This window comes from Nocardia yunnanensis (genome assembly GCF_003626895.1).
In the GTDB taxonomy this organism is placed as follows: domain Bacteria; phylum Actinomycetota; class Actinomycetes; order Mycobacteriales; family Mycobacteriaceae; genus Nocardia; species Nocardia yunnanensis.
The window spans coordinates 5,470,636-5,493,064 of record NZ_CP032568.1 but is presented as its reverse complement, the minus strand read 5'-3'; the positions used below and the strand labels follow the sequence as shown (position 1 = coordinate 5,493,064).

Sequence of the window (22,429 nt, the reverse complement as noted above, 5' to 3'; positions counted from 1 at the left end):
GGTGCGGGTGATGGGCGTCGACCCCGGGCTCACCCGGTGCGGGATCAGCGTGGTCGAGGGCAGCATGGGCCGCCAGGTGGCGATGATCCAGGTCGATGTGGTGCGCACTCCGCCGGAAATGGAGCTGGCGCAACGACTTCTGCTCGTCTCGGACGCGGCCGAGGCGTGGATGGACACCCATCGGCCCGAGGTCGTCGCCATCGAACGCGTCTTCTCCCAGCACAATGTGCGCACCGCCATGGCCACCGCGCAGGCGGGCGGCGTCATCGCGCTGGCCGCGGCCCGGCGGGAGATCCCCGTCCACTTCCACACCCCCTCTCAGGTGAAAGCGGCTGTCACCGGCAACGGTTCGGCGGACAAGGCGCAAGTGACCGCGATGGTGACCCGTATCCTCGGGCTGACCGTCGCGCCCAAACCCGCCGACGCCGCCGACGCGCTGGCCCTGGCCATCTGCCATTGCTGGCGCGCGCCGATGATCGAACGCATGGCGAAGGCGGAGGCGATGGCGGAACGGCAGCGGCGCATGTACGAAGCACGACTTGCCCAGCAACGCGCTACTCAACCAGCACGGAAGGCGGTAACCCGGTGATCGCGTCGGTACGCGGCGAGGTACTCGAGATCGGACTCGACCATGTGGTCATCGAGGCCGCCGGAGTCGGCTACCGGCTCAACGCCACTCCCGCCACGCTGGCCGGCCTGACCCGCGGCGAGGACGCCCGCCTCTACACGACGATGATCGTGCGCGAGGACTCCATGACCCTGTTCGGTTTCGCCGACACCGAGGCCAAGGAACTGTTCAGCCTGCTGCAGACCGTATCCGGCGTCGGCCCGAAGCTGGCCATGGCGGTCCTGGCCGTCCTCGAGCCGGAGGCCCTGCGCAAGGCGCTGGCCGAATCGAACGTCGCCGCCCTGACCCGCGTTCCCGGCGTCGGCAAGCGCGGCGCCGAACGCATGGTGGTCGAGTTGCGGGACAAGGTGAATCTCGTTCCCGTGCAGTCCGGTCCGCCCGGATCCGGTCCCGCCCCGGCCGCCACCCCGGTGCGCGAACAGGTCGTCGACGCCCTCATAGGCCTCGGCTTCCCCGCCCGCCAGGCCGAGGGCGCGGTCGACGCCGTGCTCGCCGACGATCCGGCGCTGGGCACCTCGCAGGCGCTGCGCACCGCCCTGGGCCTGCTCGGCAAGAATCGATAGGCCGCCATGACCGACGATTTCGACGACTTCGACGAGCCCGAATCCGCCGTCACCGCAAGCTATCTGCAGTCGGACGGTGAGGTCGAGGCCAGCCTGCGCCCGAAGTCGCTCGACGACTTCATCGGCCAGCCCCGCGTGCGCGAACAGCTGGCCCTGGTGTTGCGCGGCGCGAAACAGCGCGGCGGCACCCCCGATCACGTATTGCTCTCGGGCCCACCGGGTCTGGGCAAGACGAGCATGGCCATGATCATCGCCGGTGAGCTGGGCACCGCCCTGCGGCTGACCTCCGGTCCCGCCCTGGAACGCGCGGGCGATCTGGCCGCCATGCTGAGCAATCTCGTCGAGGGCGACGTGTTGTTCATCGACGAGATCCACCGCATGGCCCGCCCCGCCGAGGAAATGCTCTATCTGGCGATGGAGGACTTCCGCGTCGACGTGGTCGTCGGCAAAGGCCCCGGCGCCACCTCGATTCCACTCGATATCGCCCCATTCACACTGGTAGGCGCGACAACCCGATCCGGCGCCCTGACCGGCCCGCTGCGTGACCGCTTCGGCTTCACCGGCCATATGGACTTCTACGAGCCCGACGAACTGCAGCTGATCCTCGAGCGCTCGGCCCGAATCCTGGGCGTCCGTTTGGAATCCGACGCCGCCGCCGAAATCGCCGGCCGCTCCCGAGGCACGCCGCGCATCGCCAACCGCCTGCTGCGCCGCGTCCGCGACTACGCCGAGGTCAAGGCCGACGGCCTGGTCACCCCGGCGATCGCCGCTGCCGCACTGGCGGTCTACGACGTGGACGCCCTGGGCCTGGATCGCCTCGACCGCGCGGTGCTCAGCGCCCTGATCCGCAGCTTCAACGGCGGCCCGGTGGGCGTGTCGACCCTCGCCGTCGCGGTGGGCGAGGAAGCCGCGACCGTCGAGGAAGTCTGCGAACCCTTCCTGGTCCGTGCGGGATTGGTGGCGCGCACGCCGCGCGGCCGTGTGGCCACGGCCGCCGCCTGGGAGCATCTGGGACTGGTCCCGCCGCCGGACCTCGTGTTCGGTTCGATCGAGGTTCGGCGGCACGAGCCCCAAATGGACCTGTTCGAATCCTGATGCGCTGGGTCGCGGGGGAGCGCGGTCAGTCGACCGTGAGCACGGGCTTGCCGACCGTCCGTCCGGTGTCGCCCAGGGCATGCGCCTTGGCGGCATCGGCGAGCGGGAAACTTCCCGCGATCGTCGGCCGCAACGCACCGGATTCCGCGAGTTCGCGCAGTGCGTCCATGCCGGTGTGATCGGCTTCCACGAGCAGCACCTTGGCCCGAACACCGAGCTTCTCGGCCTCCGCCTTCAGCACCTCCGTACCGAGTGCGCGAATGGAGACCAAGACCCCACCCGGCCGCAAGGTGCGCAATGACCGCAATCCGTGTGCGGCGTCGATCGGATCGAGCACCATGTCGACGTCGTGCACGGTCTCGGTGAAATCCGTAGTGCGGTAATCCAGTACCTCGTCCACTCCGATGCCGCGCAGGAAATCGTGGTTGGCGGCACTGGCGCTGCCGATCACGTACGCGCCCCGCGCCTTGGCGATCTGCACGGCGAAATGCCCGACGCCGCCGGCAGCCGCGTGAATCAGCACCCGCTGCCCCGCTTGCACATTCGCGGTGTCGACCAGCGCTTCCCTCCGCCAACACCTACACGAGGCAATAGGAATCTCCCCCCTCGCCTACCGCCGCACATTCCGCACAACGAGTTCGATGAAATAGGTATGTAGTGAGGTGATCTCAGCGACTTTCATTGGTGTCGGCCGTGTTCGAAATGGGTGAGGACGAGTGCGGCTTTGACGATGTCGCCGATTTTCTCGGGGCTGGTGGTGAAGTGGCGCAGGGCGCGCCAGCGTCCGGTGAGCAGGGCGAAGCCGCGTTCGGCCAGGCAGCGCAGCCCGCGTAGCAGAGCGTTCCGGGTGCGGGTGTCGATATCGAGGTCGCGGCCGTCGCTGGGCTGTTTGACCCAAAGGTCCCCGCGTCTACGACTGGGCCTGGATCCAGATCGGCGCCGAGAACGACAAAGCTGCTCCCGGGCAGCGCTGGCTGGTGGTCCGCCGCAACCAGCGCACCGGTGAACTGGCCTCGTGCCGTGAGACTGCATCCCGCCCGCTTGGTTGGCGATCCTCCCGACCAGGGTTACCGGATCGCCGACCTTCAGGTCCCGTCCGCTGATGTCACGCCATACGGTCACGCTGTTCCCCTCCCGTGTGTGAGTGGCAGTCACTGCCGCCATGCTCGACAGTACTGAGCCCTGTCAGTCCAGCTGGCGAGGTAAGGGAGAGAGCCCAGGGGGATAACCCTCTCCCCGGTCTCCATGATCGGCACGTATAGCGGCTCCCTGGCCATGTACGGGTTTAGGGGTTTCGTAGCCTTCACCCGTAGACGCAGAGAACCCCCTGATCATGCGACCAGAGGGTTCCCGCGTTGCACTACGGCGTCAGTGCGAGTGGCCGTGACCGTGGCCGTTAGCCTCTTCGTCCTGGCTTACACGCTCGACAATGGCGGACTCGGTGGTGAGCACCATGCGCGCCACCGAGGTGGCGTTCTCGACGGCCGAGCGAGTCACCTTGACCGGGTCGATGACGCCCTCGGCGACCAGATCGCCGTAGGTGAGGGTGGCGGCGTTGAAGCCGTCCTTGCCCTCGGTCACCTTGGAGACCACGACCGCGCCGTCGACACCGGCGTTGCTCGCGATCCAGAACAGCGGCGACAGCAGCGCCTGCCGCACCACGTCGACGCCGACCGCCTCGTCGCCGGACAGGCTGTCGCGCAGGGCGTTCAGGGTCGCCGCGGCCTGCACCAGCGCGGTGCCGCCGCCGGGGACGATGCCCTCGGCGACCGCCGCCTTGGCGGAGGAGACGGCGTCCTCGACGCGGTACTTGCGCTCCTTGAGCTCGGTCTCGGTGGCCGCGCCGACCTTGATGACGGCGACGCCGCCGGCCAGCTTGGCCAGCCGCTCTTCCAGCTTCTCGCGATCCCAGTCGGAGTCGGTGTGCTCGATCTCCTTGCGCAGCTGGGCGACTCGCGCGTCGATGTCGGCCTGCGCGCCGGCGCCCTCGACGATGGTGGTCTCGTCCTTGCCGACCACGACGCGACGGGCCTTGCCCAGCACCTCGAGGCCCGCCTCGCGCAGGTTGATGCCCAGGTCCGGGTTGACCACGGTGGCGCCGGTGACGATGCCCAGATCGTCCAGGAACGCCTTGCGGCGGTCACCGAAGAACGGGGCCTTCACCGCGACGACCTTGAGGGTCTTGCGAATCGCGTTGACCACCAGGGTGGACAGCGCCTCGCCGTCGACGTCCTCGGCGATGATCAGGACCGGCTTGCCGGACTCGGCGATCTTCTCCAGCACCGGCAGCAGATCCGGCAGCGAGGAGATCTTCTCGCGGTTGAGCAGCACCCAGGCGTCCTCCAGGACCGCCTGCATGGTCTCGGCATCGGTGACGAAGTACGGCGACAGGTAGCCCTTGTCGAACTGCACGCCCTCGGTGATGACGACCTCGGTCTGCAGACCCGAGGACTCCTCGATGGTGACGACGCCGTCCTTGCCGACCTTGGTCAGCGCCTCGGCGACCAGCGCGCCGATCTCCTCGTCGCGCGAGGACACGGTGGCGACCTGCGCGATGGCCTTCTCGCCGTTGACCGGCGTGGCGGCGGCGTGCAGGGCGGCGGCGACCGCGTCGGCGGCCTTGCTCATGCCCTTGCCCAGGGTCATCGGGTTGGCGCCCGCGGCGATGTTCTTCAGGCCGCCCTTGATGAGCGCCTGCGCCAGCACGGTGGCGGTGGTGGTGCCGTCGCCGGCGACATCGTTGGTCTTGGTGGCGACGCTCTTCACGAGCTGTGCGCCCAGGTTCTCGAAGGGGTCCTCGAGGTCGATGTCACGGGCGATGGTGACACCGTCGTTGGTGACGGTCGGGCCGCCGAAAGCCTTGGCCAGCACCACATGCCGGCCGCGCGGGCCGAGGGTGACCTTGACGGCGTCGGCGAGCTTGTCGACGCCGCGCTCCATGGCCCGGCGCGCCTTCTCGTCGAACTCGATCTGCTTTGGCATTTACCTACTCCTGTGAGTCCGGAAGGTCGGGGGTTTCTCCCCGAACCCCCGAAGTGAGTTGGGGGGAACGCACTCCGCCCCGGGCCGGTGCTGTAAGGCCAGCCGCGACTCGGGGCGGAAATCCGGGGTCCGGGGTCAAGCCCGCATCCCTGTACCGGGGCTCGGGGGCTAGCCCTCACCCCGCTGTTGGGGGTTCGGGGGCCAGGCTCCCGACGTCTCCGCAATCGGGGGTTCGGGGGGCGAAGCCCCCTGAGAGTCCCGAGAGTTGGTGCGTCCCTTACTTGGTGACGACAGCCAGCAGGTCGCGGGCCGACAGGATCAGGTACTCCTGGCCGTTGTACTTGACCTCGGTGCCGCCGTACTTGCTGTAGATGACGACGTCGCCCTCGTTGACGTCCAGCGCGATGCGGGTCACGCCGTCCTCGGCAATCCGGCCCGGGCCCACGGCGATGACGGTGCCCTCCTGGGGCTTCTCCTTCGCCGTGTCGGGGATGACCAGGCCGGAGGCGGTGGTGGTTTCGGCCTCGTTGGCCTGGACGAGGATCTTGTCCTCGAGCGGCTTGATGTTCACGCTCGCCACGTTGAGCCCTCCACTTTCAGGGGATTCTTCGCGCCCGGGGCTGTTCCCCGGGCTCACGGTTTCGGTCATGTGCGACCCTGCGCAATCAGCCCCGTCGTCGCGGGTGCCGGGACCCCTGCGTAGTGGTCATAAGCTGGCACCTCAGCGCTACACGGTGCCACCTAGCACTCTATACATGGGAGTGCCAGCGCTCAAGGGCGGGCACTGCTACCCGCAACTCTCTGTTACCTGTAACGGTGCTGGACACGTGGGTAACTCCGCTGGACAACACGACTCGCCGACACGACCGCCCAGGGAATCTGAGGGCTTCCAAAGAAATCCGAAAATCTGTAACGTTCGGATAACGGATTGTGACACCATTGACGACGGCCACACGGCAAGACCGACTCGGTCGTGTCACGTGCACCGTCGAGAGTTCCACAACTGCTTCACCCCGCCAACCGCGCGGCAACCCTCCGCGTGGGCTCGAGAAGAGAGCAAGACCGCAAGTGGTCGTCTCCACCAGGACCATCCGCTCGAAGGGAGGTGAACATGCGAACATCCCTCGGCATCTCCGCCGGGAGCGAGGTGGTGTGCTCGGCGACGGTCGCCACCGCCCCCAACGGCGCCCAGAACTTCGACTACCGGGTCGTGACGGCCGATACCGCCCACTCCGACCTCGGCGATCTGGTGGCCTCCTCCATCGAGTTGATGACGACCCAGATCCCGCGCGACGTCGTGCATCCGGTCGGTGCGCATCCGGTCGCGCGCGTCGCCAACCATCACGAGCCCGAGTCGGCGCCGCCCGGTGACATCGCCGTCGCCTACCGCGACCGCGAACAGGCCCAGATCATCCGCTCCGCGATCGGACGGCAACGCCACGGCGTCCACCTCATCCCGGAGAGCACCGCGGCGCTCGCGTACCTGCGCCACACCGGATTGCTGGACCGCTGGGACACGGTCGCGGTCGTCGACATCGGCGCCACCGGCACCACGGTCACCGTCGCCGATCACGCCGACGACACGGTGCTGCGCACCGAGCGCACGAATGCCGTGAGCGGCAACGCCATCGACGAGTTGATCCTGCAGCATCTGCTGGACTGCCATCTGTCGCGCCGCGGTATCCGGCCCAACCGGGGCATCCTGCTCAATCGCAGCCGGGCCGCCAAGGAGCATCTGTCCGTGGTTCCGGCGGTCACCATCGACCATGTGGCCGGGCAGCCGCTCAAGCTCACCCGGGTGGATTTCGAGGAGATCGTCGCCGACCTGCTGCGAGAGCTGGCGGTCTTCGCGCGCGGGGTGTTCGCGCGGGCGCCGAAGTTCCCGGAGGCGGTCGCGGTGATCGGCGGCGGCGCGAACGTGCCGATCATGGTGGTCGGGCTGGAACGGCAGCTGGACGTGCCCGTGGTCACCGTGCCGGAGCCGGAGGCGGCGATCGCGAAAGGCGCGGCGCTGGTGGCGGATTCGGCCGCCTCGAGCGCCGTCCCGGTGATCGGGCTGGGTCCGGACACGCAGATCGGCACCTTCACCAAACTGGCGGGCACACTGGCCGGGGCGATCGTGGTGGTCGGGCTGATCGTCGGGTACGGGGTCAAGGAGTTCGTGATCCCGGAGCCGCAGAACACGCACTACTCCCCCACCACCACCGGTCCGGTGCAACCGGTCTCGCCGGCCACCTCGTCGCCGGGTCCGCCCGCCACCACGCCGGCCCCCGGCAACCGCACCACGGCCGCCGTGCCGCCCACCCAAACCGGTTCCGCCACCGGCGTTCCCACCGTGCCGTCGGCCACCACCAGCCAGCAGCTGCCGCCCCTGCGCCCGGATCCGGATCTACCGCAGATCCCGTTCCCCGCGGACCTGCCCCGCCTGCTGGGCCCCCTCCTGGGCACCACCGCCCCGCCCGTCCAGTCGGAGACCAAGATCTCCCCGTCTCCGCACGTGAACAACAGCTCGGGCTCCGGAGGCGGAGTCACCACCATGGTCCGTCCGACCGACTAGCACCACCGAACAACTACTCGCCGCGACCGGAGCATCGACTCCAGGTCGCGGTCGCGTTTTCGGGGCCGGGGCTGACGAAAGATCGCCTCCGGCTACGAATTTCGACGCTTGGCGACGTCAGAGGATGCTGGTGGAGACCGGCAGGCCGGGGTCCGTGGCCACAGTCAGGGCGGAAGGGGTTGCGCCGCCGGCGATCACGTGGGCGCCCAGGGTGGCGATCATGACGCCGTTGTCGGTGCACAGCCGCGGTTTGGGGACGCGCAGGGTGATTCCCGCTGCGGTGCAACGCTCTTCGGCCAGGGAGCGGATGCGGGAGTTGGCGGTCGCGCCGCCGCCGAGCACCAGGGTGTCGACGCCGAGATCCTGGACGGCGCGCACGGCCTTCATCGTGAGGACGTCGGCGACGGCTTCCTGGAAGGAGGCGGCGATATCGGGGATGGGCAGCTCCCGGCCTTCCCGTTGCGCCGCTTCGACATAGCGGGCCACGGCGGTCTTGAGACCGGAGAAGGAGAAGTCGTAGCGCGGGTCGCGGGGGCCGGTCATGCCGCGCGGGAAGGGGATGGCCTGCGGATCACCGTCGGCCGCAATGGCATCCAGCACCGGGCCGCCCGGATAGCCGAGGCCGAGCAGCCGCGCCACCTTGTCGAACGCCTCGCCGGCGGCATCGTCGACGGTGCTGCCCAGTTCGACGATGGGCTGGGCGAGATCGGTCACCTGCAACAGATGCGTGTGCCCGCCCGACACCAGCAACGCGACCGCGGGCGGCATGGGCCCGTGTTCGAGGGTGTCCACGGCCACGTGCCCGCCGAGATGGTTGAGCGCGTAGAACGGGATATCCCACGCCGCCGCATAGGCTTTCGCCGCCGCGACGCCCACCAGCAGCGCGCCCGCGAGCCCCGGCCCGATGGTGACCGCGAGCGCGTCCGGCTTGCCGATCCCGGCCGCCGCCAGCGCCCGGCGCATGGCGGGCACGATGGCCTCGAGGTGTGCGCGCGAGGCGATCTCGGGCACCACGCCGCCGAAGCGCGCGTGCTGATCCACGCTGGAGGCGACCTCGTCGGCGAGCAGTTCGCAGGTGCCGTCGGGCAGCCGGCGCACGATGCCGACTCCCGTTTCGTCGCAGGAGCTTTCGATACCCATGACGATCATGACGAGACCTCGGCGTCGGTGGTGAATCCGTCCTGCGGGAACCCGGCCATGGCCGGGCGGCGCATGGTGTACGCGTCGGCGCCGCTGGGCTGGTAGTAGTTCTTGCGCAAGCCGATGATGTGGAAGCCGTGCTTCTCGTACAGCGTGATGGCGGGCGCGTTGTCGGTGCGGACCTCGAGGAACACCGGGCCGCCGCGCTTGCCGGCCTCCAGCAGGAGAGCTTCCAGCAGCAGCGTGCCGATGCCGCGGCGATGATCGGCCGGGTCGACGCCGATGGTGTGCACCTCGGCCTCCGGGTGATCCGCGGTGCCCAGCAAGGCGATTCCGGCGTATCCGACCATGCGGCCCCGCGCGTCCCGCGCGGTGATGTAGCGGTTGTGCGGTCCGGCCAGCTCCGACAGGAACGAAACCTCGTGCCAGGGATCGTCCTCCGGGAACAGCACCTGTTCGAGTTCGGCGCAGCGGGTGACGTCGTCCGGCCGCATCGGTTCGATGCGGATGGTCATCGGCCCACCTGCGCGTAACTCTTCTCGACCGCGTCGGGGCGGCGCAGATACAGCGGCACCAGCGGGGCGGGTTCGACACCGGCGAGAATGTCGGCGGCGGCGCAGCGCACCAGTCCGGCGGGCGAGGGCGTTTCCACCGGCAGCACCGGCAGATCGAAATAGTCGACGTGCGAAGCGGATCCGGCGATCACGGTGGCGGCGGCCTGATCCAGCTCGGCGGGCTTGCTCACCTCGGGACCCTCCACGCGGGCCAGCGTGCGGCCGTCGCCGGTGGCGCGATAGCGCGCCCAGTACACCTCGCGGCGGCGGGCGTCGGTGACCACCAGCAGTTCGGTCGGCTCCGAGCTCTCGCGCAGATAGCTCTGGGTGTCGGCGGCGATGGCGTCGAGGCTGCACACCCCGTGGACCGGGACGCCCAGGGCGTCACCGAACGCGGCCGCGGTGGCCATGCCCACGCGCAGTCCGGTGAACGGCCCCGGCCCGACCCCCGCCACCACGGCGGCGATATCGGCACGGTCGCGGCCGGATTCGGCGAGGCACGCCAGGATCTGAGGTGTCAGCACCTCGTTGTGCGCGCGAGCATCCACGGTCACCTTGGAGGCGACCGTGGTGATCAGCGGTGCGTTCGATCCGGGTTTCGCCGGTTCCAGTTCCACCAGTCCCGCCGTGACGGCCGGAGTCGCGGTGTCAACAGCCAATATCAGCATGATTGCCCTTACGATACCGGGTGGTACAGCACACTCGACGTGGTGTCTGCCTGCGGGAACCTACTCGCGCCTCAGTTGGCGGCGATCCACTCCCATTCGGCGGTGCGGACATCGGACTCGGGTTCGCGGCGCAACTGTACGCGCAGGTGACGGTCGGCGAGGTGTTCGACCACGCCCAGACCCCACTCGACGACCACCACGGCGTGGTCGAGATCGGTGTCGAGGTCCAGGGCGTCGAGTTCGTCCAGATCGCCGCCGAGCCGGTAGGCGTCCACGTGGACCAGCGCCACCGCGCCCGGATGCGCGCCGGCGCGATGCTGGCGGGCGATGATGAAAGTCGGTGAGCTGACCCGTCCTTCGACGCCGAGGCCCGCCGCGATGCCGCGGGTGAGCGCGGTCTTGCCCGCACCCAGCGGTCCGTCGAGGATGACCAGATCACCGGCCTGCAGCTGCCCGGCGAGTTCGCGGCCGAGCGCCTCGGTGTCGTCGACGGTGGTGAGCATGCGATGGTCGGTCATCGGTCGCCACCCAGGTGGGTGCGCCGCGCGCGGCCGCGGGGCGCGCAGACGATTTCGTAGTTGATGGTGCCGAGCGCGTCCGCCCATTCCTGGGCGTGCGGGTGACCGGACTCACCGCCGAACAGGATCGCGGCGTCGCCCGCGCGCACGCCCGTCTCGTTCGCGCCGAGATCCACCACGAACTGATCCATGCACACCCGGCCGATCTGCGGCCGGCGCGCACCGCCCAGCCACACCGAGAACCGGCCGCTGAGCGGGCGCGGCACCCCGTCGGCGTACCCGGCGGGAATCAGGGCGACGGTGGTGTCGCGTTCGGCGATCCACTGGTGGCCGTAGGACACGCCCTCCCCGGCGGCGACTCGTTTCACCCGCAGCACCCGGGCGCGGAAGGTCATGGCCGGGCGCAGACCGAAATCCGACTGCTCCGGAATCGGGGAAAGTCCGTACACGGCAATGCCGGGACGGATCATGTCGAAGGCCAGATCCGGGCGGGTCAGCGCCGCAGCCGAATTCGCCAGATGCACCAGCTCCGGTTCCAGGCCCTGCTCCTTGGCGGCGGCGACGAAGTCGAGGAAACGGTCACGCTGCCGGTCGTTGACCGGATGCCGGGGCTCGTCGGCCATGGCCAGATGCGAGAACAGGGCGCGGAAACGCACGGTGCCGTCGGCGACCAGCTTGCCGAGCAGTTCGAGGACCTCGGGGAACTCGACGGCCGGGATGCCGTTGCGGTTCAATCCGGTATCGACCTTCAGGCTCACGGTCGCGGTGCGGCCCAGCTCGCGCGCGGCCGCGGCGACCGCCGCCAGCTGTGCCGCGGCGGAGACGCCGAGTTCGATATCCGCCTCGATGCCGCCGGCGTAGTCGGCGTCGGAAGTGTTGAGCCAGGACAGGATCGGCGCCGTGATGCCCGCGGCGCGCAGTTCCACCGCCTCGGCGACCGTGGTCGTCCCGATCTCGCGGGCGCCCGCCGCCAACGCCGCCCGCGCGACCTCGGCGGCGCCGTGGTTGTATCCGTCCGCCTTCACCACGACCATGACCGCCGCATTCCCGGCATGCTCGGCCAGGACACGCACGTTATGGGCGATAGCGTCCAGATCGACGACGATTTCCACCTGCGGGTCGGGCATGTTCACACCCCGATACTGCCATTGAGACCCCCGCGAGCCGGATCACACCCGGATCCCGGCCCGTTGTCCGGGGAGCACGGCCAGGGCCGCGGCCGTCGCTTCCGCGCTCGCCGCAAGTAGCGGCAGGCGGACGTCGGGGGTGGGGATGCGGCCCTGGGCGGCGAGAACCGCCTTGACGACAACGGGATTGGGTTCGGCGAAGAGGGCGGCGGCCACGGGGGCCAGGCGGTTGCCGAGTGCGCGGCCGCGGGTGATGTCGCCATTGCGCCAGGCGGTGATCAGCTCGACGTAGTCGGCGGGGGCCACATTGGCGCAGGCGAGGATCGCGCCGGAGGCGCCGAGGGCCAGCAGCGGGGCGGCGTAGAGGTCGTCGCCGGCCAGGATCGAGGTGTGGTCCGGGCGGCGGCCGAGGAAGGCGATGGTGGTGTCGTCGATACCGCCGGCGGTGTATTTGAATCCCGCGACATTCGGCAATTCGGCCAGGCGGCACAGGGTTTCGGCGCTGAGGGGGCGGGCGGTGCGGTAGGGGATGTGATAGATCAGCACCGGGACCGGGCTGGCGGCGGCCAGTGTCCGGAAGTGTTCCACCACACCGGCTTCCGAGGGGCGGTTGTAGTAGGGGACGACGGCGAGGGCGGCGGTGGCGCGGGGGTCGAGGGTGCGCAGGGCGCGGGCCGAGTCGAGGGTGGCGTTGGAGCCCGCGCCGACGATCAGCGCCGCATCGCGCTCGCGGCAGACGCGGGCGCAGATGTCGATCACGCGGGCCTGCTCGTCGGCGGCGAGGGTGGTGGGTTCGCCGGTGGTGCCGAGGGCGACCAGGCCCGCCGCGCCCGCGTCGAGGACGTCGTGGGCGAGGGCTTCCAGGGCGTCGGCGGCCACGGTGTCGTCGGCGGTGAAGGGCGTGACCAGGGGCACGTACAGGCCGGTGAATGTCATGGTCTTCAGCCTGGTCGAGGAACTGCCTCAGGTCTATTTCACGTTGCTTGGCGCGAGCGTAAGCTCAGCTGATGCTGGATGTCCGTCGCCTGCGCCTGCTGCGCGAACTCGCGCACCGCCAGACCATCGCCGCGGTCGCCGAGGCGCTGACCTACACGCCCTCGGCCGTCTCCCAGCAGCTCACCGCCCTGGAACGCGAGGCCGGGGTTCCGCTGCTGGAACGCACCGGCCGCAGCGTCACCCTCACCCCCGCGGCGCTGCGCCTGGTCGAACACGCCGAAACCATTCTCGCGGTCCTCGAACAGGCGACCGCCGAATTGGCCGCCACCCGAACCGAACTCACCGGAACCCTGCGGATCGGCGCCTTCGCGACCGCCGTGCACACCATCCTCTCCCCCGCCCTGGTCACCCTCAGCCGCGAGCATCCAATGCTGGAACTCCTTGTCACCGAACTGGATCCGGCCGTCGCGCCCGCCGCGCTGCGCGCCGAGACGCTGGACATCGCGCTGCTACAGGAATACGACCATGTGCCGCTCGCACCCGAACCCGGGCTCGACACCGAGCCGATGCTCGAGGAGACCGTCCATCTCGCCAGTCTCCGGGCCGCTGGATCGGACTCGGGCCAGGATGCACAAGCGCCGGCGAAAACGCTTGCCGCGCAGTCAGGCTCGCTTTGGATCGCGGGCACACCCGGCACCCTCTGTCACGAGATGACGGTTCGCGCCTGTCTCGCAGCGGGATTCACGCCGCGCATCCGTCACCACGCCGACGACTTCGCCACCGTCCTCGCCCTGGTCGCCGCCGGGCAGGGCGTCGCCCTGGTCCCGGACCTGGGGGCGCTCTCGGTGCCGGGCGGCGTCCGACTCACCCCGCTGCCGACCCGCCGCCGCACCCATCTGGCCTACCGGCGCGGCACCGGCGCCCATCCGGCCATCGCCGCGGCCCGCCGGGCCCTGCACAACGCCGTGAGCGCGCACTCCGCCGGATCCGAGGCGGATCAGGCGGCCGCGAGCTCGCGCAGCGTGGCGATGGCTTCGCGGAGGTGAGAAAGCAAGGGGGAGGCGGAGATCGGGGCCCCCGCGGTGCCTGAGGCGTGGGCGGCGAGGTTGGCGGCCAGCGCATGCGCGCGGGCGGCGGACGCGGCGGCGATCACCGGGTGCGCGCCGCCGGCGAGGAGAGCGCCGACGATGCCGGACAGGACGTCACCGGAACCCGCGGTGGCCGCCCACGATCCGCCCGCCTCGTTCACGAAAACGGGACGGTCGGGACTGGCGATCAGGGTGGCCCGGCCCTTCAACAGGACGGTGACCTGCCATGATTCGGCCAATTTGCGGACGGCGGCGACGCGGTCGAGGCCGGGTTCGGAGCCGGTGAGGCGGGCGAACTCACCGGCGTGGGGCGTCAGGACCGTCGGCGCTTGCCGGCCCTGCACCAGGCCGGGTTCGGCGGCGAGGAGGGTGAGACCGTCGGCGTCCACCACCACAGGCAGGTCGGTGGCGAGGATCTCGGCCAGTCGGTCGCGCGCGTCCGCATCGGTCCCGGCGCCGGGACCGAACACCCAGGACTGGACGCGGCCGGTGTCAGAAACCGATTCAGCGGCAATCACTTCCGGGAAGTGCGCGAGAACCTGTGCCGCGCCGGTGCCGGCGTAGCGCACCATGCCGGCGGTGGCGGCGACCGCGGCGCCGGTGCACAGCACGGCCGCGCCCGGATAGGTGGCGCTGCCCGCGCAGACACCCGTGACGCCCTGGGTGTACTTGTCGTCGGCGGCTCCCGGCACCGGCCATCGTGCACCGACCGCACGGGGTTCCAGCGCAACGAGATTCGCGGACGGCAACTGTAATCCGATGGGCACCAGTTCGATTCGGCCACAGTGCGGGGCGGCCAGGACATGAACGGGCTTGTACGCGCCGAACGCCACGGTGACATCAGCGGTGACCGCCGGCCCGCTCACCGCGCCGGTATCCGGGTCGACGCCACTGGGCAGATCGGCGGCAACGATCGGGCAGCGAACGCCCGCAACGATTTTCGCGGCCACCGGGCGCAGGGAGCCATGTCCGGAAATGCCGACGATGCCGTCCACCACCAGATCCGGTTTCCCCAGCAGTTCGAGCACCGGCCAGGGGACATCCCGGCCCTTCTCGCCGTGCGCACCGGCTTCCGGCGGCCATCGATCCGCCGCGAGGTCCTCCGGAGCGGAGGGCGCGGACACGACGCGACCGCCGGCCCGCCGCAAAGCGGCCAGGCCCTCGGCGTGCGCGCGCTTGGGTGCGAGCAGGACCGCGCGCACCGCCACCCCGCGCCGGCGCAGGAACGATCCCGCCCACAGCGCGTCGCCGCCATTGTCGCCCGAGCCGACCAGCAGGGTCACCGCGCGCCCGGCCACCCCGCCGGTGCGTTCCCGCAGTTCCCGCGCCATCACATCCGCGAGTCCGAAAGCGGCTCGCCGCATGGGCATTCCGGCGGGGACCCGCGTGAACAGCTCGGCTTCCGCGGCCCGTACCTCGTCGGCCGTGTAGTACGCGCGCACCGCATCGGTCATGGTTCGCCTCCCGGGACTGGTCTCGGCCTGCGCTTGTGGACATTACGCCGGTCGGGTCACGGCCCAGGTCAGGGTGGGTGCCCGCGAACGGCTCGCAACCGGCGGGGGCTAACCTGGCGACATGTCGATCCGTCGCCAGTCGTCCTCGCGTGCCCTGATTCTCGTCGCCGTCGTGGCGGGAGCGCTGGTGGTCGGGGGCTGCTCGTCGAACAGCTCCGACAAGGCGGCCGCCACCACGACCGCGGCCGCGTCGAGCGGTGCGGCGGCGACCTCCACGGGCCCGGCCGCGCCCGCCGCGGTGACCGTCGAGGTGAAGGATATGAAGTTCTCGCCCGCCGATGTGACCATCAAGGCCGGGGACACCGTCACCTGGAAGTTCGACGACCGGGCCCCGCACGCGGTGCAGGGCATCGGCGATGTGGCGCTGGGCATCAACAGCCCGATCATTCACAAGGGCGAGTGGAGCCACACCTTCACCACCGCGGGCACCTACCGCTACCTGTGCCCGCTGCATCCGGACATGAAGGGCAGCGTCACCGTCCAGTGATCACTCGACGGTGACCGACTTGGCGAGATTGCGGGGCTTGTCGACGTCGTAGCCGCGCGCCTGCGCCACCTCGGCGGCGAAGATCTGCAGCGGGACGGTGGACAGCAGCGGCTGGTACAGCGTTGGGGCCGAGGGGATCTCGATCAGGTGGTCGGCGAACGGCCGCACCGTGTCGTCGCCCTCCTCGGCGATGACGATGGTGCGCGCGCCGCGGGCCTGGATCTCGCGAATATTGCTGAGCAGCTTGGAGTGCAGCACCGCGCGGCCCTTGGGCGATGGCATCACCACGAACACCGGCAGGCCGTCCTCGATCAGGGCGATCGGGCCGTGCTTGAGTTCACCGGCCGCGAAACCCTCGGCGTGCATGTACGCCAATTCCTTGAGCTTCAAGGCGCCTTCGAGCGCCACCGGGTAGCCGACATGGCGGCCCAGGAACAGCACCGTCGGCACGTGCGCGAACTGCCGGGCGATCTCCCGCACCCGATCCGCCGACTCCAGCACCTGCGCAACGCGTTTCGGCATGGATTCCAGTTCGGCGAACTCTCGTGCCACCTCGTCCGGGTACTTGGTGCCGCGCGCCTGCGCCAGCGCCAGGCCGACGAGGAAGTTGGCGGTGATCTGGGCCAGGAACGCCTTGGTGGAGGCGACGCCGATCTCCGGGCCGGTGCGGGTGTAGAGGACCGCGTCGGACTCGCGGGGGATCTGCGCGCCATTGGTGTTGCAGATGGCCAGGACTCGCGCCTTCTGCTCCTTGGCGTGGCGCACCGCCTCCAGCGTGTCGGCGGTCTCGCCGGACTGGGAGATGGCGACCACCAGGGTGGAGCGGTCCAGAACCGGGTCGCGGTAACGGAATTCGCTGGCCAGCTCGACCTCGACGGGCAGCCGGGTCCAATGCTCGATGGCGTATTTGGCCAGCAGGCCCGCGTGATACGAGCTGCCGCAGGCGACCACGAAGACCTTGTCGACCTCGCGCAGTTCCTGATCGTGCAGGCGCTGTTCGTCGAGCACGATCTTGCCGTGCGCGAAATGCCCGATCAGGGTGTCGGCGACGCCCTGCGGCTGCTCCTGGATCTCCTTGAGCATGAAGTAGTCGTGGCCGCCCTTCTCGGCGGCGGCCAGATCCCAGTCGATGGTGAACGGGCGGGTGCGCACCCCGTCGGTGCCGCCGTGGAAGTCGGTGACCCGGTAACTGTCGGCGGTGATGACCACGGCCTGGTCCTGGCCGAGTTCGACTGCCTCGCGGGTGTGTTCGATGAAGGCGGTGACATCAGAGGCGAGGAACATCTCGCCCTGGCCGACACCCACCACCAGCGGGGTGGAGCGGCGGGCGGCGACAATCGTGCCCGGATGATCGGCGTGCGCGAAGACCAGCGTGAACGCGCCCTCCAGGCGGCGCACCACCGACAGCGCGGAGGCCACGAAGTCGCCGGCGGTGTCGCCCTTGGCGTAGGCGCGGGCCACCAGGTGCACCGCCACCTCGGTGTCGGTGTCACTGCCGAGTTCGACCCCGGCCTCCTCCAGTTCGCGACGCAGCGGGGCGAAGTTCTCGATGATGCCGTTGTGCACCACCGCGACCCGGTTCGTGTGATCGCGATGCGGGTGCGCGTTGCGGTCGGTGGGCGCGCCGTGCGTGGCCCAGCGGGTGTGGCCCATGCCGGTGGCGCCGGCGAAACGCTGCCGCCCGGTCTCGGCGAGCTCGGCCTCCAGGTTGGCCAGGCGTCCGGCCTTGCGCTCCACCGCGAGGCCACCTGCCCCGTCCAGGATCGCTACTCCCGCGGAGTCGTAACCTCGATATTCCATGCGGCGCAACGCATCAACCACCACGTCGAGCGCATCCCGGTACCCCACATACCCCACGATTCCGCACATGGGCCCATAGCCTAACGGGATGACACCCCCGAACGAATCCGAGTCGATGTCCGACCGGGCGAAACGCCCCAAGTACATGTTGATCGGATAGGTTCTAGTCCGTGTCGGCGTCTGTGAAATCGCTTCTGAGCACTCTGACCCTGCGTGGCCCGCACGAGGTGCTGCGCGGGAATCTCGGCATCGCCGGGTTGCCCGGCGTCGTGTACACGCCCGGGAAGGGGCTCAACCTGCCCGCGGTGGCGTTCGGGCACGGGTGGCTGACCGGGGTGGGCAACTACCGCCGGTTGCTGGAGCATCTCGCCTCCTGGGGGTATGTGGCCGCCGCGCCCGACACCGAGCGCGGACCGATTCCCTCGCACCTGAATCTGGCCACGGATCTGCTGACCACCCTGGACATCTGCGCCGGGGTGCGGCTGGGCGCGGGCAATATCAGCGTCGATCCGAAGAAGCTGGCCCTGGTCGGGCACGGCATGGGCGCGGGCGCGGCCGTCATCGCCGCGTCCCAGCGCGAGGTCGCCGCCGTCGCCGCCCTGTATCCCGCCCCCACCGCGCCGTCCGCCGAGGCGCTCGCCCCCAAGATCGACGCCCCCGCCCTGATCCTGGCCGGCGCCACCGATATCGACTCGGTCAGCTCCGACGCCCTCCCGCTGGCCGCCGCCTGGGGCGAGGACGCCCTCCTCCGCTCCCTCGACAAGGCCAGCCACAACGGCATGGTCGAAGGCCGCCGCGCCCTGGCCGCCCTCGGCGCCGGCAAACACGAACCCAAAACCGAACGCCTCACCCGAGCCCTCCTCATCGGCTACCTCAACTACACCGTCCTCGGCGACAAGAAATACAAACCCTTCGCCGACCCCGAAACCCCCATCCCCCACACCCAACTCGTCGACCCCCACGCCCCCGACGAAGACATCGACCACCCCCAAAAACTCCCCGTCCTCCAACTCATCCAAGCCCTCCGCAAGTAACCCGCGCCGCAAGTAGTCCGCGCCGCCTGCCGGCGAAGCGGCCCGCCCCGTACCCACTTCGCCTGCCGCGCCGGGCCGAAGAGAGAGCCGGCGCGCCGACGCGTCCCCAAGCACACAGACGCGCCAGCTGCGACAAAGCGGCAGTGCCTCGCGGGCTGCGATGCCTCCCGGGCGAGAACAGCGTCCGGTCTGCCCGCGCAGCGAGCGATCGAGCGCGGCGTACCGTGCAGCGAACGTTCGAGCGCGGCGTACCGCGCAGCGCCCAAGGTGTCCGCTCAGGAGGCGGAAGGGATCTCGACACCTCCCTCCGGGATCTCCAGCGGCACGTCCGGTCCGACTGGCCCGAGAACGGGGTTCGGCGGCGCTGCAGGTGGGGGCTCGTTCAACGGTGGAACGGCAGGTCGCGGAGATACCTGCTTGTCGAGCGGCGGTGTGGGCGAGCCTGATCCAGGCGTGGCTGGGTCGTCCGGCCAGACGGCTGGATTCGGACTCGGGGTGGCAGATCCAGGCGGAACGGCCGATTCCGGCGGTAGCACCGAACCCGGCTCCGCCGGACCGAGATTCGGCGGCGGCGCAGCGAGATCCGACGTGGGCGCAGCAAATTCAGGGCTTGCCGGGCACACGGCCGACACGTCGGGTTCGATGTCCGGCGTGCAGCTGCGGGGACTGTTCACCTCGGCGCGAGAAGTGTCCGGACCTGTGGTGGGTGGCTGCGTGTCTGGTGCGTGTTCGCAGGTAGTCGGTTCCGGGGCGGCGAGATCTGCGGTGGCGGGGCCAGGTTCGGGGGTTCTCGGACATGCCGCCGGCACGGCAGGGTCGGGTTTCGGCGTGGTGGTGGGATTGTTCGCATCGGCGCAAGGCGGCAGCGGTTCACAACCTGTCGGTGGGTTGGTCGCCTCCCGGCCAGCGCAGGCCGCACTGCCGGAAGCCGGTGCACCGAGTGGCGCGGCCTCAGCACGATCGGGAATCGTTGCCGGGTGCGGTGATTGGGGGTTGCTATCCGCCGCCGGGGAATCTGGGTTGGCTTGACCGCCGGGCGGGGTGGTCGGCTGTCCGGCAGGGTCATGAGCCCCAGTAGAGGAGTCGCCAGACCCAGGGGCGGAGTCACCCCCGGCAGGGGCGGAGCCGGGTTCGGCCAGGGCTGGGTTGCCGGACTCGTCGAAAGTGAGGGTCCAGGTGCGGGTGTGGCCGGATGGGTCGGTGACGGCGAGGGTCATGGTGCCCTCGGGGGTGCGTTCGAGTACGAAATGTTGTCCGGCGAGGTCGAATTCGAGGCGGCCGGCAGGAAGAGACGGGCCCTGCGGGCGGGCAGGATCGCCGGCCTGCGGTGCGTCACCAGGATGACCCGAGCCGCTGGGGCGGGCGGAGTCGTCGCGAGCAGTCGGGTCGCCGGTTCGCTCCGGACCGTGCACCGGCCCTCCGGTGCCCGTGGGGTTGCCGGAGTCGGTGGGGGTCGAGCCGGCGAGGGTTCGAAGCTTTTCGGCGAGGACGGAAACGCCCTGCTGTACGCCGGTTTCGAGTTGTCCGAGGATGTCTGTCAGTGTTCGCGCGATGCCATCCGACTGGGCCGGTTCCGGGGTCGTCGGGGTGGCGGGGAAGGAGCTGCTCGAGCCGGCGGGGGCCGTGGACGATCCGGGCGCGTTGGTTTGGTTCGGCACCGATTGCGGGATTGTGGTGGCGGATTGGGCAGGTTCGTTCGCCGCCTGGGGTTCGGCAGGGTTTGCGGGAACGGACGGCGCACCGGGTTCACCCGGCTCGTCGGGATTGCTCGGGGCCCAGGACTGGGTGGGCCAGGCTTGTATGGGTGGTGCGGTGCGGGCAGCCGGTGGGATCATGTTGGCCGGGTACTGCGTTGCCGCGGGCGCGGGAGTGGCCGGAACAGGCTGGGGTGAGGCGGGATTCGGGGCGGCGGCCGGTTCCGGGCCGGGCAACAGGGTGGGGGCGGGTTGCGGGTAGGGGGCGTCGATCACCTGCGCGAAGGCGGTGAGGATGGTGCGGTAGTGGGATTCGACGGCCTGGTGGGTGGCGTCGCATACGGCGAGGAAGGCCGCGAGTTTGTGGTCGACATCGGGGCGGAAGGTCTTGGTGAGCCACGGGTCGGTGCCCGCGCGCACGAGGGCTTCGACGTCTTCCGGTGATTTGCCGTCGATGGCGAGGCGGAGTTCATCGCCAGGGCCGGGTTCGAGGAGGGTGCGGGTGTGCTCGGCCTTGGTGAGGACGGCGGTCCGCAGCGGGTCGAGGGCGGCGGCGATGGTGGTCGCGGCGGTGTGGATGGTGTCGAGATCTTCTCGAGCCCGGCGCAATTGGGAGGCCACGATGGCGGCGGCTTCGACGCCGGTGACGCCGGTCCACGCAGTGGGAAGGGTGATGGCCAGCGTCCGATGGGCAGACCACCCGTTCTCACCCGCGGTGATCGCACGATCCAATTCGGCACGGGCGGCGTCGAATTCGGCGAGGTTCATCCCGCGCTGCTCGTCGTAGCGGGCGTAGAGCGCGCTCGAGGAGGTCCCCGCCGGTGTCCCGAAAGCCTTGTCGTACAGGGGCAGGAAATGCTCCCAGTACTGCAGGCCGGGTGCCCCGTAGTCGAGGATCTGGTCGACGCTCTTGCCGGTCGAGTCGAAGCTCATCGCCCCACCCCCGAAAGCTCGGCCGCACGAGCCTGGTCGATGCGGACGTATTCGGCGGCGGCACGATCGAAGACATCGGCGGTGGCCGTCGCGGCCGTGCTCCACGCGTGCAGACACGCGGCCGCCCGTTCGAACCCCTGGTGCACGGCATTCCCCTGCACCGCGTAATTGCGTCCCGCCGCATCGTGCCCGACACCGAACGCATGCTCACCCACCGCACGCGAATGCTGTTGCAGAGCACCAGCATTGTCACGCAAGGTCGTCGCCGCGGCATGCAAGGTCGAAACGCGCACGCCGAAATCACCGGATTCACCCATTGGTCCCCCTCGAACCGTCGCGCACCGAATCCCGCTGCGCCGCCATGGATACCGCTGTGCCGTGAAACCCCCGCATCCGGCTACTTGCCGCCGAGATGCCCTTCGTCCGTGCGCACCCACGCCGTGGTGCCGTCGGGATTGTGGTGAAACTCCCACGCCGAGTAGTCCCCGCCGCTGTCCACCACGGTCATGTGATCGGCGAATCCGTCGTGATCCAGATCCGTCCACACCTGCATGGCGTGATCGGTCCCGGTGGTCACGGTGTCGAGTAGGCCGTCGCCGTCGAGATCCTGCGTGGGATGCGGTAACTCGACGGCGCCGAGCCCGTCCAGATCCGAATGCGCGTCGAAACTCGGCAGTTCCAGCCCGGGCAGATCACCCGATGTGACCATGATCTCCACTCCTCCGCAGTGACGTGGCTCTCATCCTGTCACCCCGGATCACCCGCCGCACCACCTTCGATACCGAATGTGGATAACTCGCGCGCTGTGGATAACTCACCGCTTCGGAATGATGATCCACAGCGCGAGGTAGAGCAGGAACTGCGGCCCGGGCAGCAGGCACGACGCCACGAACAAGATACGAACGAGATTCGGGCTCCAGCCGAAATACTCGCCGAGCCCACCGCACACGCCGCCGATCCACTTGTCGGTGCTGGAGCGGGTCAGACGCTTGTGAGGCTGCTCGGTGTAGGTCGGAATCTGTGAGGTCATGACTCCACAGTGCCGAGTTCGATCGACGCCGGCATCGGTCGCAGGCACTGATCCGACCCTGAACTTTCCGAGGGCCGACGT

General features: G+C 69.7%; 23 protein-coding genes. 7 read left to right on the top strand and 16 right to left on the bottom strand.

The features are described 5' to 3' along the window. Position 1: 1 nt before the first annotated feature. Genes ruvC through ruvB form a run of 3 tightly spaced genes read left to right on the top strand, consistent with a single transcriptional unit; the run spans position 2 to position 2,286 of the window. Complete coding sequence (gene ruvC / locus D7D52_RS25795) at positions 2-589, top strand: crossover junction endodeoxyribonuclease RuvC (RefSeq protein WP_120740383.1); 588 nt, start codon at positions 2-4, stop codon at positions 587-589. Then, on the top strand, positions 586-1,191 hold the full coding sequence (ruvA, locus tag D7D52_RS25790; protein ID WP_120740382.1) for a Holliday junction branch migration protein RuvA: 606 nt from the start codon (positions 586-588) through the stop codon (positions 1,189-1,191). Before ruvC ends, ruvA begins: the two co-directional genes overlap by 4 nt. A 6-nt stretch (positions 1,192-1,197) precedes the next feature. Continuing rightward, entirely contained in the window at positions 1,198-2,286 is a 1,089-nt protein-coding gene (ruvB, locus tag D7D52_RS25785) for a Holliday junction branch migration DNA helicase RuvB (protein ID WP_120740380.1), read from the top strand. 25 nt (positions 2,287-2,311) lie between these two features. Here ruvB and D7D52_RS25780 read toward each other — a convergent pair whose 3' ends face one another. The 4 genes from D7D52_RS25780 to groES form a co-directional block, all read right to left on the bottom strand. Further along, positions 2,312-2,827, bottom strand: a complete 516-nt coding sequence (locus D7D52_RS25780) for an NADP-dependent oxidoreductase (protein ID WP_246023294.1) — start codon at positions 2,825-2,827, stop codon at positions 2,312-2,314. Between the two features lie 137 nt (positions 2,828-2,964). Then, a complete protein-coding gene (locus D7D52_RS38765) occupies positions 2,965-3,318 on the bottom strand; it encodes a transposase family protein (protein ID WP_246024062.1) in 354 nt (117 codons plus the stop codon). A 336-nt stretch (positions 3,319-3,654) separates the two neighbouring features. Then, positions 3,655-5,268 carry a chaperonin GroEL gene (gene groL / locus D7D52_RS25770; protein ID WP_120740376.1) on the bottom strand — a complete coding sequence of 538 codons (1,614 nt, stop codon included), beginning with the start codon at positions 5,266-5,268 and terminating at the stop codon, positions 3,655-3,657. Positions 5,269-5,545: 277 nt separating this feature from the next. Next, positions 5,546-5,848 carry a co-chaperone GroES gene (groES, locus tag D7D52_RS25765; protein WP_120740374.1) on the bottom strand — a complete coding sequence of 101 codons (303 nt, stop codon included), beginning with the start codon at positions 5,846-5,848 and terminating at the stop codon, positions 5,546-5,548. Positions 5,849-6,379: 531 nt separating this feature from the next. Here groES and D7D52_RS25760 point away from each other — a divergent pair. Then, positions 6,380-7,825 carry a DUF7159 family protein gene (locus D7D52_RS25760; protein WP_120740372.1) on the top strand — a complete coding sequence of 482 codons (1,446 nt, stop codon included), beginning with the start codon at positions 6,380-6,382 and terminating at the stop codon, positions 7,823-7,825. Between the two features lie 117 nt (positions 7,826-7,942). Here D7D52_RS25760 and tsaD read toward each other — a convergent pair whose 3' ends face one another. The 6 genes from tsaD to dapA all read right to left on the bottom strand — a co-directional run bounded on the left by tsaD (position 7,943) and on the right by dapA (position 12,768). After that, the gene (tsaD, locus tag D7D52_RS25755; RefSeq protein WP_120740370.1) at positions 7,943-8,974 is read right to left on the bottom strand and encodes a tRNA (adenosine(37)-N6)-threonylcarbamoyltransferase complex transferase subunit TsaD; all 1,032 of its coding nucleotides are present in this window, start codon (positions 8,972-8,974) and stop codon (positions 7,943-7,945) included. Further along, positions 8,971-9,480 carry a ribosomal protein S18-alanine N-acetyltransferase gene (rimI, locus tag D7D52_RS25750; protein WP_120740368.1) on the bottom strand — a complete coding sequence of 170 codons (510 nt, stop codon included), beginning with the start codon at positions 9,478-9,480 and terminating at the stop codon, positions 8,971-8,973. The genes tsaD and rimI overlap by 4 nt, the downstream gene beginning before the upstream one ends. Then, positions 9,477-10,187, bottom strand: coding sequence for a tRNA (adenosine(37)-N6)-threonylcarbamoyltransferase complex dimerization subunit type 1 TsaB (gene tsaB, locus D7D52_RS25745; RefSeq protein WP_120740366.1), 711 nt, complete (start codon positions 10,185-10,187; stop codon positions 9,477-9,479). Before tsaB ends, rimI begins: the two co-directional genes overlap by 4 nt. Before the next feature lie 71 nt (positions 10,188-10,258). Further along, positions 10,259-10,705 (bottom strand): tRNA (adenosine(37)-N6)-threonylcarbamoyltransferase complex ATPase subunit type 1 TsaE, encoded by a 447-nt coding sequence (gene tsaE / locus D7D52_RS25740; protein WP_120740364.1) that lies wholly within the window; start codon positions 10,703-10,705, stop codon positions 10,259-10,261. Continuing rightward, positions 10,702-11,832, bottom strand: coding sequence for an alanine racemase (gene alr, locus D7D52_RS25735; protein ID WP_120744465.1), 1,131 nt, complete (start codon positions 11,830-11,832; stop codon positions 10,702-10,704). The genes tsaE and alr overlap by 4 nt, the downstream gene beginning before the upstream one ends. Before the next feature lie 42 nt (positions 11,833-11,874). After that, on the bottom strand, positions 11,875-12,768 hold the full coding sequence (dapA, locus tag D7D52_RS25730; RefSeq protein ID WP_120740362.1) for a 4-hydroxy-tetrahydrodipicolinate synthase: 894 nt from the start codon (positions 12,766-12,768) through the stop codon (positions 11,875-11,877). 71 nt (positions 12,769-12,839) lie between these two features. Here dapA and D7D52_RS25725 point away from each other — a divergent pair, with 71 nt between their 5' ends. Beyond that, complete coding sequence (locus D7D52_RS25725; RefSeq protein ID WP_120740360.1) at positions 12,840-13,814, top strand: LysR family transcriptional regulator; 975 nt, start codon at positions 12,840-12,842, stop codon at positions 13,812-13,814. Here the strand turns inward: D7D52_RS25725 and D7D52_RS25720 are convergent. After that, positions 13,766-15,298: an NAD(P)H-hydrate dehydratase gene (locus tag D7D52_RS25720; protein ID WP_120744464.1), complete on the bottom strand. Its 1,533-nt coding sequence runs from the start codon at positions 15,296-15,298 to the stop codon at positions 13,766-13,768. The genes D7D52_RS25725 and D7D52_RS25720 overlap by 49 nt on opposite strands. A gap of 133 nt (positions 15,299-15,431) precedes the next feature. Between D7D52_RS25720 and D7D52_RS25715 the strand changes: the two genes are divergently transcribed. Next, positions 15,432-15,857 carry a cupredoxin domain-containing protein gene (locus D7D52_RS25715; protein WP_120740358.1) on the top strand — a complete coding sequence of 142 codons (426 nt, stop codon included), beginning with the start codon at positions 15,432-15,434 and terminating at the stop codon, positions 15,855-15,857. Here the strand turns inward: D7D52_RS25715 and glmS are convergent, their stop codons facing one another. Beyond that, a complete protein-coding gene (glmS, locus tag D7D52_RS25710; protein ID WP_120744463.1) occupies positions 15,858-17,726 on the bottom strand; it encodes a glutamine--fructose-6-phosphate transaminase (isomerizing) in 1,869 nt (622 codons plus the stop codon). Between the two features lie 101 nt (positions 17,727-17,827). On the opposite strand from glmS, the gene D7D52_RS25705 reads away from it, so the two are divergent. Next, on the top strand, positions 17,828-18,691 hold the full coding sequence (locus D7D52_RS25705) for a dienelactone hydrolase family protein (RefSeq protein WP_120740356.1): 864 nt from the start codon (positions 17,828-17,830) through the stop codon (positions 18,689-18,691). Positions 18,692-18,966: 275 nt separating this feature from the next. Here the strand turns inward: D7D52_RS25705 and D7D52_RS25700 are convergent, their stop codons facing one another. The 4 genes from D7D52_RS25700 to D7D52_RS25685 all read right to left on the bottom strand — a co-directional run bounded on the left by D7D52_RS25700 (position 18,967) and on the right by D7D52_RS25685 (position 22,348). Beyond that, entirely contained in the window at positions 18,967-21,318 is a 2,352-nt protein-coding gene (locus D7D52_RS25700) for a hypothetical protein (protein ID WP_120740354.1), read from the bottom strand. Beyond that, entirely contained in the window at positions 21,315-21,635 is a 321-nt protein-coding gene (locus D7D52_RS25695; protein ID WP_120740352.1) for a hypothetical protein, read from the bottom strand. The genes D7D52_RS25700 and D7D52_RS25695 overlap by 4 nt, the downstream gene beginning before the upstream one ends. 80 nt (positions 21,636-21,715) lie before the next feature. Next, on the bottom strand, positions 21,716-22,027 hold the full coding sequence (locus D7D52_RS25690; RefSeq protein WP_120744462.1) for a DUF6802 family protein: 312 nt from the start codon (positions 22,025-22,027) through the stop codon (positions 21,716-21,718). A 105-nt stretch (positions 22,028-22,132) separates the two neighbouring features. Then, a complete protein-coding gene (locus D7D52_RS25685; protein ID WP_120740350.1) occupies positions 22,133-22,348 on the bottom strand; it encodes a PspC domain-containing protein in 216 nt (71 codons plus the stop codon). Positions 22,349-22,429 lie beyond the last annotated feature (81 nt).